Below are 15,955 nucleotides of genomic sequence, written 5' to 3'. Positions count from 1 at the left end.
ATGTCTGAACAACTCGATCTCACCAAGCTATTACTCGGCCGCCTCTCGTGGGAGGCGATCCCCTTCCACGAGCCCATCCTGCTGGTCACCTTCGCAGCTGTGCTGCTGGGCGGCCTGGCGCTCGTGGGCGTGCTGTTCTACTTCAAGCTCTGGACTTACCTCTGGAAAGAGTGGTTCACCAGCATCGATCACAAAAAGATCGGGATCATGTACATGATCCTGGGCATCATCATGCTGCTCCGCGGCTTTGCCGACGCGCTCATGATGCGGGCCCAGCAGGCGATCGCCTTCGGCGACAACGCCGGCTTCCTGCCGCCGCACCACTACGACCAGATCTTCACGGCGCACGGCGTCATCATGATCTTCTTCGTGGCGATGCCGCTGGTGACGGGCCTGATGAACTTCGTGGTGCCGCTGCAGATCGGCGCCCGCGACGTGGCCTTCCCGTTCCTGAACAACTTCAGCTTCTGGATGACCACCAGCGGCGCCGTGCTGCTGATGGCATCGCTGTTCGTCGGTGAATTCGCCCGTACCGGCTGGCTGGCGTATCCGCCGCTGTCCGGCATTGCGCAAAGTCCGGACGTGGGGGTGGATTACTACATCTGGGCCTTGCAGATCGCGGGGGTCGGAACATTGTTATCAGGCGTCAACCTGCTGGCGACCATCGTCAAGATGCGCGCGCCGGGCATGGGCCTGATGAAGATGCCGATCTTCACGTGGACCGCCCTGTGCACCAACGTGCTGATCGTTGCTGCCTTCCCGGTGCTGACCGCCGTGCTGGCCCTGCTCTCGCTCGACCGTTACGCCGGATTCAACTTCTTCACGAACGACTTCGGCGGCAACTCGATGATGTACGTGAACCTGATCTGGATCTGGGGCCACCCCGAGGTGTACATCCTGATCCTGCCGCTGTTCGGCGTGTTCTCGGAAGTCGTGTCGACCTTCAGCCGCAAACGCCTGTTCGGGTACGCGTCGATGGTGTACGCAACCGTCGTTATTACCGTGTTGTCCTACCTGGTCTGGCTGCACCACTTCTTCACGATGGGGTCGGGTGCAAGCGTGAACTCGTTCTTCGGGATCACAACCATGATCATCTCCATCCCTACCGGGGCGAAGATCTTCAACTGGCTGTTCACGATGTACCGTGGCCGCATCAAGTTCGAAGTGCCGATGCTCTGGACGATAGGTTTCATGGTCACGTTCGTGATCGGCGGCATGACCGGCGTGATGCTGGCCGTTCCTCCGGCTGACTTCGTGCTGCACAACTCGCTGTTCCTGATCGCCCACTTCCACAACGTGATCATCGGCGGCGTGCTGTTCGGCCTGATGGCAGGTATCAACTACTGGTACCCGAAGGCCTTCGGCTACAAGCTCGATCCGTTCTGGGGCAAGTGCTCGTTCTGGTTCTGGCTGATCGGATTCTGGGTCGCTTTCGCACCGCTGTACGTGCTGGGCTTCATGGGCGTGACCCGTCGCATGAGCCACTTCACGGATCCGTCGCTGCAGATCTGGTTCCAGATCGCTGCCGTGGGCGCCGTGCTGATCGCACTGGGCATTGCCAGCTTCCTGATCCAGCTGGTCGTCAGCTACCGCAACCGCGAAGCGCTGCGCGATCACACGGGTGACCCGTGGGATGGCCGTACGCTGGAGTGGGCGACGTCGTCTCCCCCGCCTGCCTACAACTTCGCGTTTACCCCGGAAATTCACGAAGGCGACGCCTGGTGGCAGATGAAGCAGCGCAACTACAAGCGCCCTGCGGAAGGCTTCATGGCGATCCACATGCCGAAGAACACCGGCGCGGGCATCATCCTCGCGGGTATCTCGACGGTGCTGGGCTTTGCGTTGATCTGGCATATGTGGCTGCTGGCCGGCATCTCGTTTGCCGCCCTGCTGATCGTGACGATCGTCCACACCTTCAACTACAAGCGCGACTATTACATCCCCGCCGAAGACGTCCTGCGCGTCGAGACGGAACGTACCCGACTGCTGGCCCAATATGTCTAATTCACACGCTATCCCTGCGACCGGCGACGCAAGCTCGCCGGATAACCTGCGGTTCTACGTGCCAGGCGAGCACCACGTCGAAAACGCCACCGGGTTGGGCTTCTGGCTCTACCTGATGAGCGACTGCCTGATCTTTGCGTGTCTGTTCGCCGTGCACGGCGTGCTGGGTCGCAGTTACGCGGCCGGCCCGTCGGGCGCCGATCTGTTCGACCTGCCGCTGGTGGCGATCAACACCTCCATGCTGCTGCTGTCGTCGATCACCTACGGCTTTGCCATGATCGAGATGCGCCGCAAGCGCATCAACGCAGTGCTGGGCTGGCTGGCGCTGACCGGCCTGCTGGGCGCGGTCTTCATCGGCCTCGAGCTGTATGAATTCGCGCACCTTATCCACGAAGGCGCGACGCCCCAGCGCAGCGCGTTCCTGTCGTCGTTCTTCACCCTGGTGGGCACGCACGGCCTGCACGTCTCGTTCGGCATCATCTGGCTGGTCACGCTGATGGTCCAGGTCAAGCGTCATGGCCTGATCGCCGAAAACCGTCGTCGCCTGGCCTGCCTGTCGATGTTCTGGCACTTTCTGGACGTGGTCTGGATCGGCGTGTTCACCTTTGTCTATCTGATGGGAGTGCTGCCGTGAGCGCGGACACCAATACCCTGCATGCGCACGGCCACGCGCATGGTCATGATGATGGCCACCACGGTCACGACGACCACGATCACGATCACGGCGATGGCGCGAGCCACGGCACCTTCCGGGAATACATGACCGGTTTCGTGCTGGCCGTGATCCTGACGGTGATCCCGTTCTGGATCGTGATGACCGGGCAATTCCAGGATTCGGGCACGACCGCCCTGGTCATCCTGGGTTTCGCCGCCGTGCAGATCGTGGTTCACATGGTCTACTTCCTGCACATGAACGCCCGCTCCGAAGGCGGGTGGACGATGCTGGCGCTGATCTTCACTATTGTCCTTGTCGTGATTACCCTGGCAGGTTCCATCTGGGTGATGTTCCACTTGAACACCAACATGATGCCGAACATGCTGCACGACATGAACAACATGCCCTGATCTTGACCGACCCGCAGCACACGCCCTCTGCCAGCCCGACTCCTGGGCCGGCATCCGCCGCCCCGTCGGGCCCCGCCCGGCGGCGCGCGCGATCCTTTACCTTCCTTGTCACCCTGTCCCTACTTGCCGCGCTGCTTGCTGGCGGCTTTGCCGCGCTTGGCACCTGGCAGGTTTATCGTCGCGCGTGGAAGCTGGACCTGATCGAACGTGTGGACCAGCGGGTGCATGCGCCGGCCGTTGCCGCACCCGGCAAGGACCGCTGGCCCGACGTCAACAAGGCGGATGACGAATACCGGCATGTCGAGGTCCGCGGCCAGTTCAAGCACGATAGCGAAAGTTTCGTCCAGGCCGTGACCGAGGTCGGCAGCGGTTTCTGGGTAATGACGCCGCTGCTGCGGGACGATGGCACGACCGTGCTCATCAATCGCGGCTTCGTATCGCCCGAACGGCGCGACCGCACCACACGGGGCGCGGAGCCTTCGGGTGACGTGGCCGTGACCGGCCTGCTGCGCATCACCGAGCCCAAGGGCGGCTTCCTGCGGGACAACGATCCTGCCAATGACCGCTGGTTCTCGCGCGACGTCCAGGCCATTGCGGCGGCACGCGGCCTGGCCAACGTGGCGCCCTACTTCATCGACGCCGCGGCCACGCCGCCGGGTCCCAACGGCGAGCGGTCCTGGCCCGTCGCGGGACTGACCGTCATCCATTTTCCGAACAGCCACCTGGTCTATGCCCTGACCTGGTATGGCCTCATGCTGATGGTGATCTTCGCGGCCTGGTACGTGGCGCGCGACGAGCGTCGCCTGCGCCAGCAACAGGAACCGCTTACACTTCGCGCGAACGGAGAACGCGAAGATGCCCCACTTTCCGACTGACACAGTCACTCTGCTGCACAGCCCGCAGCCGCCCGCCGCCACCCGCCGCGGCATGAACGACACCACCGGACGCAAGAACATGCAGCAGCTGATCGAGCTGCGCTGGATTGCCGCGCTCGGTCAGTTCGCCACCATCCTCGTCGTCCATTTCGGCTTCGAGATTCCGCTGCCGCTCAAACCCATGTTGTGGCTGCTGGGCGGGCTGGTGCTGTTCAATGCCGTCAGTGTGCTGCGTTTGCGCACACACCCCGAAGTCACCAATGCCGAACTGCTGGTGGCTGTGCTGGTCGATGTGGCCATGCTGACCGGCCAGCTGTACCTGAGCGGCGGGGCGACCAATCCGTTTGTGTTCCTGTATCTGCTGCAGGTCACCCTTGCCGCCGTGTTGCTCGAGGCCTGGTCGACCTGGACCATCGTGGCGATCACCGGCGCGTGCTTCGCAGGCCTGGCGCTGTTCGGCCGGCCGCTGGCCCTGCCGCTGGACCACGATCGCGGCCTGTGGAGCCCGTACATCCAGGGAATGCTGCTGTGCTTTGCGCTCAACGCCGCCCTGCTCGTGGTGTTCATCAGCCGCATCAGCGCCAACCTGCGCGCGCGCGATGCGCGGCTGGCGGACCTGCGCCAGCGCGCGGCCGAAGAAGAACACATCGTGCGGATGGGTCTGCTTGCATCGGGTGCGGCGCATGAGCTGGGCACCCCGCTGGCGACGCTGTCCGTAATTCTGGGTGACTGGGCGCACCTGCCCTCATTCACCTCCGAGCCCGACATGTTGCAAGAGATCGAAGAAATGCAGGCCCAGGTCTTGCGCTGCAAGTCCATCGTCAGCGGAATCCTGTTGTCGGCTGGCGAAGCGCGCGGGGATTCGCCTTCCGAGACCACGATGCGGACCTTCCTGGACGATCTTGTGGATGAGTGGAAGGTGACGCGGTCGGTATCATCCGTGGACTATCGCAACCGATTTGGCGGCGACCTTCGGATCGTGTCGGACTCGGCCATCAAACAGATGGTTTGCAATGTGCTGGATAATGCACTGGAAGCTTCGCCAACCTGGGTGGGCCTGGAAGCCACGCGCGACGAAGACACTCTGCGCCTGACCGTGACGGATCGCGGCCCGGGGTTCGCCCCCGGCATCCTGCAGCGGCTTGGGACGCCTTACCAGTCGACCAAGGGCCGGCCAGGCGGTGGCCTGGGACTGTTTCTCGTGGTGAACGTCGCCCGCACGCTGGGCGGCAGTGTGGACGCCGGCAACCGCGCCGAAGGCGGTGCGTTCGTGACCGTGACCCTGCCGCTTGCGGCCATTACGCTGGACGAAGAGGAAGAAGGCATCGATGCCGATTGACGACGACGCACCCGATACCGCCATCAGCGACCGCATCCTGCTGATCGTCGAAGACGATGCCGCATTCGCTCGCACGCTGGGGCGGTCGTTCGAGCGCCGCGACTACACCGTGCTGCATGCCGCCAGTCTGGAAGAGGTCATTGCGCTGCTGCCGGATCACTCGCCGGGCTATGCCGTCGTCGACCTGAAACTCAAGGGCGAAGCATCGGGCCTGGCCTGTGTGCAGGCCCTGCATGCGCATGATCCGGAGATGTTGATCGTGGTGCTGACAGGCTTTGCCAGCATTGCGACGGCAGTGGAAGCCATCAAGCTTGGCGCCTGCCATTACCTGGCCAAGCCGTCGAATACCGATGATATCGAAGCGGCGTTCGAACGCGCCGAAGGCAATATCGAAGTCGAACTGACCGGCCGGACCACGTCGATCAAGACGCTGGAATGGGAAAAGATCCACGAGACCCTGGCCGAGACGGGCTTCAATATCTCCGAGACGGCACGCAGGCTCGGGATGCATCGGCGCACGCTGGCCCGCAAGTTGGGGAAGCAGCAGGTCAAGTAGCTGGGCCGCCCGGTGAATTCGACCGCAAGAAACGTGCTGTGCCCAAGCTGCTGTCGGTTCTACAGTGCGTGCATCGACCTTTCGGTGACCTGCCATGACTTCCGTTCTCTTGTCCGATCCGTGTGATACCGGCGATGCAGCGGCGGCCTGCCGCTACGCCAGTGACGCGTCGCGGTGGCATGCCGTCATGACACGCGATCGCGCGGCCGACGCCTTCTTTGTCGTTGCCGTCCGCACCACCGGCATCTATGGCCGGCCAAGTTCGTCGGCGCGTATTCCCCGCCGTGACAACGTCGAATTCTTCGACACACCCGACGCCGCCGAAGCCGCTGGCTACCGGCCCAGCCGCCGCGCCGTCGCCGATGGCACGCAGGCGGCAGAACGGCGATCGCAATTGGTGGCGCAGACGTGCCGCGCCATCGAACAATCCGACACGTCCCCTGCCCTTGCGGACCTGGCCGCCCAGGCCGGCATCAGTAGCTTCCATCTGCATCGCCTGTTCAAACAGGAAACCGGCCTGACGCCCAAGGCCTACGCAACGGCCTTTCGTGCGCAACGCATGCGCGGTCAACTGGCAGACGCGCCAACAGTGACGCAAGCCATCTACGATGCCGGCTTCAATTCGCACAGCCGCTTCTATCAGGAATCGGATGGCAGGTTGGGAATGCGTCCCCAGGCGTTCCGTGCGGGCGGCGTCGACACCGACATCCACTTTGCGATTGGCCAGACCACCCTTGGCGCCGTGCTGGTCGCGGGCAGTCCGCGTGGGATCTGCGCCATCCTGCTTGGAGACGACCCGGACGCTTTGCTGCGAGATCTGCAGGACCAGTTTCCGAAAGCCAGGCTGATCGGCGCTGACCCGTCGTTCGAGCTGTGGGTGGCGCAAGTGGTCGGTCTGGTGGACGCGCCCGGCCTGGGTCTGCACCTGCCGCTGGACGTGCAAGGAACCGCCTTCCAGGAACGGGTGTGGCGCGCGCTGCGCGACATTCCGGCTGGCACGACGATCAGCTATACCGAGCTTGCCGCGCGTATCGGGTCACCCTCGTCAGTGCGTGCGGTGGCGCAGGCTTGCGGCGCGAACCGGCTGGCGGTTGCCATCCCATGCCACCGGGTGGTCCGGATCGGCGGCGACCTTGCCGGGTACCGGTGGGGCGTGGAGCGGAAGCGAGAATTGCTGCGCACGGAATCGCTGCGGAAGGACGTACTGCCTGACACATCCGTGCGGCTGGAAGGCAAGAAATAGCGCCGTCATTCTGGGCCTGTCGAGGGCCCCGGTAACCACGCGCTGTCATCAATTTGCCGTCGGCCCCGATGTTATTATCCTACAAAGGAGATAACCCATGGCCACGGCACCCGACGTCCACCCACGCAGCGAGCCCAATCTGACCGACCGCATCGCGCAGCGGTTGATGGACGAGATCACCGGTGGGCAATATCAGATCGGCGACGTGCTGCCGCCCGAGCAGGCCATTGCCGACCGGTTCGGTGTGTCGCGCACCGTGCTGCGCGAAGCCGTCTCCCGCCTGAAGTCCGAAGGCATCGTCTCCAGCAAGCAAGGCCGCGGTCTTCAGGTCATTGCGAACACACCCTTGTCGGTGCTGCGTATCCAGGCTGCCGGGCAGCATGATACGGCGCAGATCCTGGGCATCGTGGAACTGCGCCGCGGCGTGGAAATCGAAGCCGCCGCGCTGGCCGCGGAACGCCGCACCGACACCGATCTGATCGACATGCGCGCCGCGCTCGACGCCATGGCCGAAGCCATCGACACGGGCGACGTTGCACTGGGCGTCGAGGCCGACCTGGGCTTTCACCGTGCGATCGCGCGCGCGACACGCAACGACAACTACATCATGTTCTTCGACTTCATGGCCGTGCTGCTGCACAAGAACGTTGAAGTCTCGCGCCGTCGCTCTTCCAAAGTATCGGGCCGCGGTGCGCAAGCGCAGAAGGAACATGCCAAGGTCTTTGCCGCGATCGAAAAAGGCGATCCTGATATGGCCCGCCAGTTTGCTCGCATTCATGTCGTGAACACCGAAGCACGACTGCGGTCGGCGGGTCTGGAACGCGCCTCGCGATAGGCGCAGTAGATCAAAGGAAGAGTCAGGCGCAAAGCTTGCTGGCAAGTGCCGAGCAGCGCGGCGCGTCGGTAGCCGCACGCCGATAGACCGCGCTGCGACGCATACTTTCTTTCGCTCGCGAGGCGTCCGATGGCTTACCGATGAGTAGCGCTTCCCAACCTGAATCCTCTTCGCCCGGCTCGGACCTCGCCGGCATCACGCCCGGCCCCATGGGCGGCACAGCCGCCGGCGGTGGACAGGGCGGCGACCTTCCGCCCGACGCGCCCCAGGGCGCACCTGCGCCAGGCGGCTCCCAGCATCCCAGCCCGATCCTGCGCGCCAGCATGAACCGCGAACTGATGCGCGACTTGTGGGCGGCCATCTGGAAGTTCCGATTCCAGACCTTGACTGCCACCGCGCTGATGGTCGCCGCCAAGCTGGCCGGTGTGTCGGTGCCCCTGGTCCTGCGCAACGTCATCGATGATCTGGCGCACCCGGCCCAACTGGCGCTGTTCCCGGTGTTCCTGGTGCTGGCGTATGCGCTGCTGCGCTTTCTGTCGGATGCGTTGAGCGAAGCACGCGACATGGTCTTCAGCATCGTGACGCAGCGCACCGTTGCGGCGTTCACGTCCCGCACGTTTGCGCGCCTGCATGCGCTTGGCGCGCGGTTTCATGCAAAGCGCGAAACGGGCGCCATTGTGCGCGATGTGCAGAAAGGCTCGGACGGCATTGCGTTCCTGCTGGGCGTGGCGCTGTTCACCATCCTGCCGGCCTTGGTCGAGATCGGCAGCATCGTGCTGATCATGGCCAGCAACTACACCATGGGGTTCATCGCGGCAATCTTTGCGACCTTTGTCAGTTACGCGGCGTGGACCAACATCTTCACCCGCCGCCGCATGCTGGTGCAGCGGGAGGTCAACGGTCTTGAATCACAATCCGATAGCCGTATCGTCGACAGCCTGCTTAACCACGACACCGTCAAATATTTTGCGTCCGAGGACACGGAGACGGCGCGCCTGAACCAGGTGCTGGAAAAATGGGTCGACGCGCGGCAGCGCAATCAGCGCGCCCTGACGACCCTGCATATCGGCCAGAGCGCGATCATCGCGGCCGGCATCACCGCGGTCATGCTGCTGGCGGTGCAGCATGTGGCGGCGGGACGCATGACTGTGGGTGACCTGGTGCTGGTCAACGCCTATATCCTGCAGGTGTGCATGCCCTTGAACACACTGGGCTTCGTGTTCCGCGAGACCAACGATGCCGTCGTCAATGTGGAGCGCATGTTTGCGATACTGCGCGCCGAGGGCAAGCCCGGCGAAGACGTCGATCAAGCCGATGCCGAGCCCCTGCGGGCCGCCACCGGCGATATCGTTTTCGACCATGTGCATTTCGGTTATGAGCCGACTCGCCCTATCCTGCACGACGTCAGCTTCCGCGCGTATTCCGGCAAGACGATTGCAGTCGTGGGGGGCAGCGGATCCGGCAAGTCCACCCTGGTGAAGTTGCTGTTCCGCCTGTACGAGCCGACCAGCGGCAGTGTCAGCATCGACGGCCAGGACCTGCGGGACGTCACGCAGCGCAGCCTGCGCCAGGCCATTGGCATCGTGCCGCAGGACACCATCCTGTTCAACGACACCATCGCCTACAACATTGCCTACGGCACGCCGTCAGCCACGCGGGCCGACGTCGTGCGAGCTGCGCGCGCGGCGCAACTCGACGAATTTATCGAACGCCTTCCGGATCACTACGACACCCGCGTGGGCGAACGGGGCGTGCGGCTGTCGGGGGGCGAGCGGCAACGTATCGCCATTGCGCGCGCCATCCTGAAAGACCCCCGCGTGATCGTATTCGACGAAGCCACATCGGCGCTGGACACCCGATCAGAACGCGCGATCCAGAACGAACTGCATCGCCTGGCCCACGGCCGCACGTCGATCGTGATCGCACATCGCTTGTCCACGGTCGTGGATGCGGACTGGATTCTGGTCATGGAACATGGCCGCGTGGTGGAACAAGGCACGCATGACGAACTGATTGGGCAGGGCGGCGTGTACACGCAGATGTGGACGCTGCAACGTCAGCAAGGCGAACTGGAGCACACCCAGCGCAAGCTGTCGGGCGAAGCGGTGGCGCTGAACGAGTTGACGCAAGGCGTCGCGCAAGTGCTGCAAGAGCAGCTGGCCGACCGGAATGTGGATCTGCACACCGTCGTCACGGATCCCGATCTGGGCACGACCGCGAACCGCGCCGACCTGCGCGATGCCATCGCGACCCTTGCGCGCAGCGAGATCATGCAGGCGTCGCCGGGTGACCGGGTCGAACTGCGGCTGGAGCGGCAAGACAACAAGGCGCTGTTGAGCATTGTCGGCTCGGGCAACAAACTGCCGCGGCTGTCCGCCAAGGCCGCCGATGATGCGCAGGCCACCCTGGCCGCCTTTGGTGGCAGCCTGACCTTGATGCAGATCGACGGACGCGCCGCCTACGCCGCCGTGCTGCCCCTGCGGCCGGTGATGGAGCCGCCCCATGTCGACATCGCAACGGCCGCCGGCACGGACACCGACTCGGACAACGCCGCGTCGCCCGCGACCGCGCCGACCGCCGCCAACCGCGAGCCCTTGCTCGGCTGTTCGCTGCTGATCGTCGACGACGAAGAAGAGTCGAGAGACGCCCTGGAACTGCTGCTGGGTGACTTCGGGGCCGAGGTGCATCTTGCCGCGTCGGCACGCGAGGCGCTCGATTTCCTGGACGCGCGACCGCACTCCCGGTGGCCCACCACCCTGCTTTGCGACATCATGCTCGATGAGGATGGGGACGGTTACGACGTGCTGCGCGAGATCCGTGAACGCGAAACAGCGCAAGGGGTGGCGCGCGAAAAACGCATGCAGGCCATCGCAATGACGGGTTTTGCCGACGCCGACCACCACGAACGCGCGCTGGTGGCGGGCTTCAAGGCCAGCCTGACCAAGCCCGCGCCGCTCGAACGCATGATCGAGGAAATCCTGCGGACCACGCCGCCCAGCCCTTATCTGTCCGACGACCCCATCAGTTGACGTCTTCAACCTGTCGACCTGCAGGAACCGGCCGGCGCGCAGCTACAAGGCGCACATCGTCTTTGCTGTCTTGACCACCGACTGCACGAAGGGTTCGATGGTCGGCGGCAGTTCACGACCCTTGCGCACGATGCGGTAGAAAGCCAGGTCGACCAGGGGCGCCTGCAAACGCGCGACTTCGACGCCGAACCGCAATGCGACGGGCAACGCGAACGAAGGCACGATACCGATCCCGAATCCACGCGCCGCCATGGCGATGATCAGCTGCATGCTGTGATAGGTCGGCCGTTCCTCATGGGCGCGGCCGATCTGCGCCAGTTGCGCATCGATCAATATCTGCGTTGTATCGGTGGCAGGCGCCGCAAGAATGGGCAGGTCCGGCAACTGCTTCCAGCGGGTACGCGGCAAGGCATCACCCGCGCGATGCGTCAGGGTCATGCGGCCCGGCTGGGCCACGCACAACAGATGGCAGTTGAACAGCGCAACGCGATCGATGCCGGCGGCCGGGTTCAGGAAGGAACCGAAGCCAACGTCCACCTCTCCGCTTTCGAGCATGGCGGGCATCTGCTCCTTGTTGACGTCATGGAGCTTGACCGTGACATCCGGGTATCGGCTCGCAAAGTCTTCGCACGCTTCGGGAAAGAAGCTGGATGCGACCACCGGTGATACGGCAACCGACAACTGGCGCCGCGCTGCCGCCGCCGTGTTTCCCATCCGCAGGGCCGCATAGTTGAGTTCGGCAAGCATCCGTTCCGCGCTCGGCACCAGTTGCGCGCCCTCTGGCGTCAGGGCCACGACCCGCGTGGTGCGATCGAACAGGCGGCATCCAAACTGCGTTTCCAGATCTCGCATCATGGCGCTCAATCCTGCCTGTGTAATGTGCAGTTGCTCAGCCGCACGGGTAAAGCTGCGCAGCCGGGCAAGGGTCAGAAAACAGCGCAACTGCCGCGCAGAGACATTCATAACCGTCACTTGTAAATCCATAAGATAGTGTGACTTTACTTGTCGCACGGCGGCTCGTCTAATTCCACGCATCCGATTGACGTGGTTGGGCCGTATGCCGATGACCGAACTTTCTACCGATGCCGCCGCGGCGTTTGTCTATGCCGAGGCGCTCTGCCTCGACGAGCAGCGCTGGCAGGACTGGCTTGCCCTGTACGCCGACGACGCCGTGTACTGGATCCCCAGCTGGAAAGACGACCATGCGACGACCGAAGATCCCGCCACCGAGGTGTCCTTCATGTACGCGGCCGGACGCGGCCGCCTTGAAGAACGCGTCAAACGGGCGAGCGGTACCAAGTCGATTGCCTCGATGCCCCTGCCGCGCACCTTGCATTGCATCAGCAACGTCATCGTCACACCGGCTGTCGACGCCCCTGAAGCGGGCGCGGCTGCCGGCGAGAGCGCGTCCCGCTGGCGCGTGCAATCGAACTGCGTGACGCAGATCTACGACCTGCGCCGCGATGGCTTGAAAGCCATGGCGTGCCGATACGAGCACCTGCTGGCCGAGGTCGATGGCGCATTGCGTATCGCCCGCAAAAAGATTGTGCTGATCAACGACAACGTCCCGACCGTGCTGGACTTCTACTGCGTCTGACGCGCCAGGCCCCCCGATGACCGACTCCTGTACCCGAACCTCCCCTTCCCCGACACCGCTCGATATCGGCCGGCTGCTCGACGATCGCCCCGCCGACCAGGTCTTCCGCGTCCATCGCGATGCCTACGTCGACCCGCAGGTTTTCGAACGTGAACAGCAGGATATTTTCGAATCCACCTGGGTATTTGTCGGTCTGGAAAGCCAGCTGCCGCGCCCCCATGACTTCTTTACCGTGACCGTGGGCCGCCAGCCGGTGATCGTGAGCCGCAACGGCGACGGAGAAATCCGATGTCTGCTGAACTCGTGCCGGCATCGCGGCATGGTCGTCTGCCCGCAACGCAGCGGCAATCGCAAGACCCACACCTGCCGTTACCACGGCTGGGTCTACGGCAGCGGCGGTGAAAACATGTTCGTGACCGATCAGGCCGAGGGACGCTACCCCGCCTGGTTTGCCAAGGACAACCATGACCTGGCGCCTGTTGCGCGCTTTGGCAACTACCGGGGTTTTCTGTTCGCCAGCCTGTCCCCCAACGTGCCACCGCTGGAAACCCACCTTGGCGAAGCCAGGTTCTTTCTGGACCTGATCCTGGACCAGGCCCCGCAGGGCCTGGAGTATGTACCCGGCGAGATCCACTACACCTTCGACGCCAACTGGAAGCTGCAGATCGAGAACTCGCTGGACATGTACCACTTTGCGTCCACGCACGCGTCGTATGTCGAACTGCTCGGGCGCCGCAAGCCCGACGCATTTGCGGGCGGCATGCCCCCCTCGCCTGCCGATGCCGCCGAACAAGGCACGTTCAGCTTCGGGCGCGGCCACGCCGTGATGTGGCGCGGCAAGAGCCGGGCGTCGCCCGAGCTGCTGGCGCGGCGCCGCGCCGGCTACGTGGCCGACATCTCCGAGACACGCGCCAAATGGGCCGCGTCCGCCCGCAACCTGACCATCTTCCCGAACCTGCAGATCGTGGACAACGTCACCAGCGTCATGTTGCGGGTGCTCCATCCGCTGGCCGTCGACAAGACCGAGATGCACACGCACTGCCTTGCTCCGGCCGGCGAAGACGCCGACCTGCGCGCCGCGCGGATCCGCGACTACGAAGACTTCTTCAATCCGAGCGGCCTCGCAACACCCGACGACAACGTCATCTACGAACACAGCCAGGCCGGTTTCAAGGCCATGGCCGCAGGATGGACCGCCGGCCATCTGCGCGGACTGAACCCGGAAGGCGCCCCAACCACCAACAAGCACGCCGAAGAGTTGGCGCTGCACGATGCCGAGTGGAGCCTGGGGTCGCGGGCGCTGGGCGACGAGACCTGCTTTCACGACGCGTACCGCGAGTGGCGCCGCCTGCTCACGCAGCACCAGCCCGCTTGAATCGCGGCTGCGCCAGCTCCCGCCGCCACAACAACGACAACAACAACGACCTGCTTTCCACCGAGGAGACCTCGATGTCCACGATTACTCTGACCACACTGCTGCACCGCGCGGGCCCGCTTGCCGCCGCGGCTCTGCTGACCCTCACCCTGACCAGCACCGCTTCCTTGGCGGCCAGCCCCGCCGGCCCGTCGGCCCGCGACTATCCGCGCGGCCCGGTTACCATGATCGTCCCCTTCCCCCCGGGCGGCCCCACCGACATCCTGGCGCGCATTGTCAGCCAGCAGTTGGCCGAGACCTGGAAAGCCCCCGTTGTCGTCGACTACAAACCGGGTGCAAGCACCATGCTTGGCGTGGCCGCGACCGCACGCGCCACGCCGGATGGGCAGACCCTCGGCATCATCAACTCGGCCTATGTAATCAACCCGAGCCTCCAGAAAAAGATGATGTACCGGAACGAAGATCTTGTCGCCATCACCCAGCTGATCCGCGTCCCGTTGGCGATCGCCGCGACGCCCAACGCACCCTTCAACACGCTGTCGGAAATGATCGCGTACGCCAAACGCAATCCGGGCGCAGTCACCTTCGCCAGCCCGGGCACCGGCGGCACGTCGCACCTGGCGGGTGAATTGCTGGCGCGCCGCGCCGGCGTCGAACTGGCCCATGTGCCCTACAAAGGCAGCTCGCCTGCCCACACCGACGTGATCGGCGGCCGCGTCATGCTCATGATCGACCCCCTGTTCTCGTTGATGCCCAACGTCAAGGCCGGTCGCATGAAGCTGCTGGCCACCACCGGCGCCACGCGATCTGCGCCCTACAAGGAATACGAAGCGGTCGCCGAGCAGTTCCCGGGATTTGAGGTGCAGGCTTTCATTGGCATGATCGCGCCGGCCGGCACGCCCGCCGACATCGTGGCGAAAGTCCAGCGCGACGCCTCCGCCGTCATGGCGCAGCCCGCCGTGAAGCAGAAGGTCGAAGACCTTGGCATGGAAATCGTGGCGTCCGACCCCGCCGCCTTTCAGCAGCGCGTGAGCGACGAGACGGCGCAGTGGTCCAAAATCATCCGCGACGCGCGCATCGAATTGCAGGAATAAGCCAGGCGTGAGGCCGGTCGCACCGCGATGACCGATAATGGCGCCATTGCACTCCCGCCATCATCGCCTCACGAGCCGCCGCATGACCTACGAAGAATATCTGGACGAAGTCACCACCCTGCTGACCGAAAACCACGACCTGACCGAATCGGCCGCCATCAAATGCGTCGTCCGCGCGCAAGCCGCGGACTACTTCGTCCCCCACGACGACAATCCCGAACTGCGCACGGTCGCCAACGCGGTCAAGGATGCCGAAGCCTTGTACGAACAACGGGTGGCGGCTGCGGCTGCGTCAAGGGGCAAGCCGGGGCGAGGGAAGCACTGAGCTGCAGGACAATTCTTCAACACAAGGCCGGGCCTCGCGGACCTTGCCTCCGGGAGCGGCGCTTGCTGATCAGCAAGCCAGGTCCAGCACGAATCATGTCAAGACGCGCTTCGTGCTGCGGACCACCGATCAACGGCTGCCGCGGCGTCCTGCCGCAGTGCGCCACCCCTCGTGGAGTTGCCATGTCTGAATGGACCCTGTCCGACCTGTCGAAGAAGATGCAAGGCATCGATTTCGCGATGCTCAATACCCGCGCCGAAGGCGGCGAGATTGCGGCTCGTCCCATGAGCAACAACGGCGACGTGGAATATGAAGGCGATTCCTATTATTTCACCTGGGAAAAATCGCGGATGGTGGACGACATCAAGCGGGACCCGCAGGTGGGTCTGTCGTTCAGCGGCAGCAAGGGTCTGCTGGGGAAGCCGCCGATTTTCATCGGCGTCGAAGGCAAAGCGGAATTGATTCGCGACAAGGCCGAGTTCGAGGCGCACTGGACCAAGGAACTGGACCGCTGGTTTGAAGACGGCATCGATACCCCGGGCGTGGTGATGATCAAGGTGCACGCCTCGCGCATCCACTATTGGGATGGCGAGGACGACGGCGAGATCAAGGTCTGAC

15 protein-coding genes are annotated in these 15,955 nt (G+C 64.0%); 14 read left to right on the top strand and 1 reads right to left on the bottom strand.

Annotated features, from left to right (window positions below; genetic code table 11):
- From cyoB to IE116_RS02705, 9 genes are all read left to right on the top strand, one after another.
- On the top strand, positions 1-2,004 hold the full coding sequence (cyoB, locus tag IE116_RS02745) for a cytochrome o ubiquinol oxidase subunit I (protein WP_189609535.1): 2,004 nt from the start codon (positions 1-3) through the stop codon (positions 2,002-2,004).
- Positions 1,997-2,638 (top strand): cytochrome o ubiquinol oxidase subunit III, encoded by a 642-nt coding sequence (gene cyoC / locus IE116_RS02740; protein WP_189609534.1) that lies wholly within the window; start codon positions 1,997-1,999, stop codon positions 2,636-2,638. Before cyoB ends, cyoC begins: the two co-directional genes overlap by 8 nt.
- Positions 2,635-3,069, top strand: a complete 435-nt coding sequence (gene cyoD, locus IE116_RS02735; RefSeq protein WP_229827969.1) for a cytochrome o ubiquinol oxidase subunit IV — start codon at positions 2,635-2,637, stop codon at positions 3,067-3,069. Before cyoC ends, cyoD begins: the two co-directional genes overlap by 4 nt.
- A gap of 2 nt (positions 3,070-3,071) precedes the next feature.
- A complete protein-coding gene (locus IE116_RS02730; protein WP_373302931.1) occupies positions 3,072-3,944 on the top strand; it encodes an SURF1 family protein in 873 nt (290 codons plus the stop codon).
- Positions 3,925-5,283, top strand: coding sequence for an ATP-binding protein (locus IE116_RS02725; protein ID WP_189609533.1), 1,359 nt, complete (start codon positions 3,925-3,927; stop codon positions 5,281-5,283). Before IE116_RS02730 ends, IE116_RS02725 begins: the two co-directional genes overlap by 20 nt.
- Positions 5,273-5,839, top strand: coding sequence for a response regulator transcription factor (locus IE116_RS02720; RefSeq protein ID WP_189609532.1), 567 nt, complete (start codon positions 5,273-5,275; stop codon positions 5,837-5,839). Before IE116_RS02725 ends, IE116_RS02720 begins: the two co-directional genes overlap by 11 nt.
- Positions 5,840-5,933: 94 nt before the next feature.
- Positions 5,934-7,082 (top strand): bifunctional DNA-binding transcriptional regulator/O6-methylguanine-DNA methyltransferase Ada, encoded by a 1,149-nt coding sequence (gene ada, locus IE116_RS02715; protein ID WP_189609530.1) that lies wholly within the window; start codon positions 5,934-5,936, stop codon positions 7,080-7,082.
- Between the two features lie 97 nt (positions 7,083-7,179).
- Positions 7,180-7,917, top strand: a complete 738-nt coding sequence (locus tag IE116_RS02710) for a FadR/GntR family transcriptional regulator (RefSeq protein ID WP_189609528.1) — start codon at positions 7,180-7,182, stop codon at positions 7,915-7,917.
- Positions 7,918-8,240: 323 nt separating this feature from the next.
- Positions 8,241-10,946, top strand: coding sequence for an ATP-binding cassette domain-containing protein (locus IE116_RS02705; protein WP_229828345.1), 2,706 nt, complete (start codon positions 8,241-8,243; stop codon positions 10,944-10,946).
- Between the two features lie 42 nt (positions 10,947-10,988).
- Here IE116_RS02705 and IE116_RS02700 read toward each other — a convergent pair whose 3' ends face one another.
- Positions 10,989-11,909 (bottom strand): LysR family transcriptional regulator, encoded by a 921-nt coding sequence (locus IE116_RS02700; RefSeq protein ID WP_189609526.1) that lies wholly within the window; start codon positions 11,907-11,909, stop codon positions 10,989-10,991.
- 100 nt (positions 11,910-12,009) lie between these two features.
- On the opposite strand from IE116_RS02700, the gene IE116_RS02695 reads away from it, so the two are divergent.
- The 5 genes from IE116_RS02695 to IE116_RS02675 all read left to right on the top strand — a co-directional run bounded on the left by IE116_RS02695 (position 12,010) and on the right by IE116_RS02675 (position 15,954).
- Complete coding sequence (locus IE116_RS02695; protein WP_189609525.1) at positions 12,010-12,543, top strand: aromatic-ring-hydroxylating dioxygenase subunit beta; 534 nt, start codon at positions 12,010-12,012, stop codon at positions 12,541-12,543.
- Positions 12,544-12,559: 16 nt separating this feature from the next.
- Positions 12,560-13,918, top strand: a complete 1,359-nt coding sequence (locus IE116_RS02690; protein ID WP_189609524.1) for an aromatic ring-hydroxylating oxygenase subunit alpha — start codon at positions 12,560-12,562, stop codon at positions 13,916-13,918.
- A 74-nt stretch (positions 13,919-13,992) separates the two neighbouring features.
- Complete coding sequence (locus tag IE116_RS02685; protein WP_189609523.1) at positions 13,993-15,012, top strand: tripartite tricarboxylate transporter substrate binding protein; 1,020 nt, start codon at positions 13,993-13,995, stop codon at positions 15,010-15,012.
- A gap of 82 nt (positions 15,013-15,094) precedes the next feature.
- Entirely contained in the window at positions 15,095-15,337 is a 243-nt protein-coding gene (locus IE116_RS02680; protein ID WP_189609522.1) for a hypothetical protein, read from the top strand.
- Positions 15,338-15,519: 182 nt separating this feature from the next.
- Entirely contained in the window at positions 15,520-15,954 is a 435-nt protein-coding gene (locus tag IE116_RS02675) for a pyridoxamine 5'-phosphate oxidase family protein (protein ID WP_189609521.1), read from the top strand.
- Position 15,955: the final 1 nt, after the last annotated feature.

Source organism: Pigmentiphaga litoralis (assembly GCF_014651835.1).
In the GTDB taxonomy this organism is placed as follows: domain Bacteria; phylum Pseudomonadota; class Gammaproteobacteria; order Burkholderiales; family Burkholderiaceae_B; genus Pigmentiphaga; species Pigmentiphaga litoralis.
Note: the sequence above shows the minus strand (reverse complement) of the source record. Positions and strands in the feature narration are given on the sequence as shown.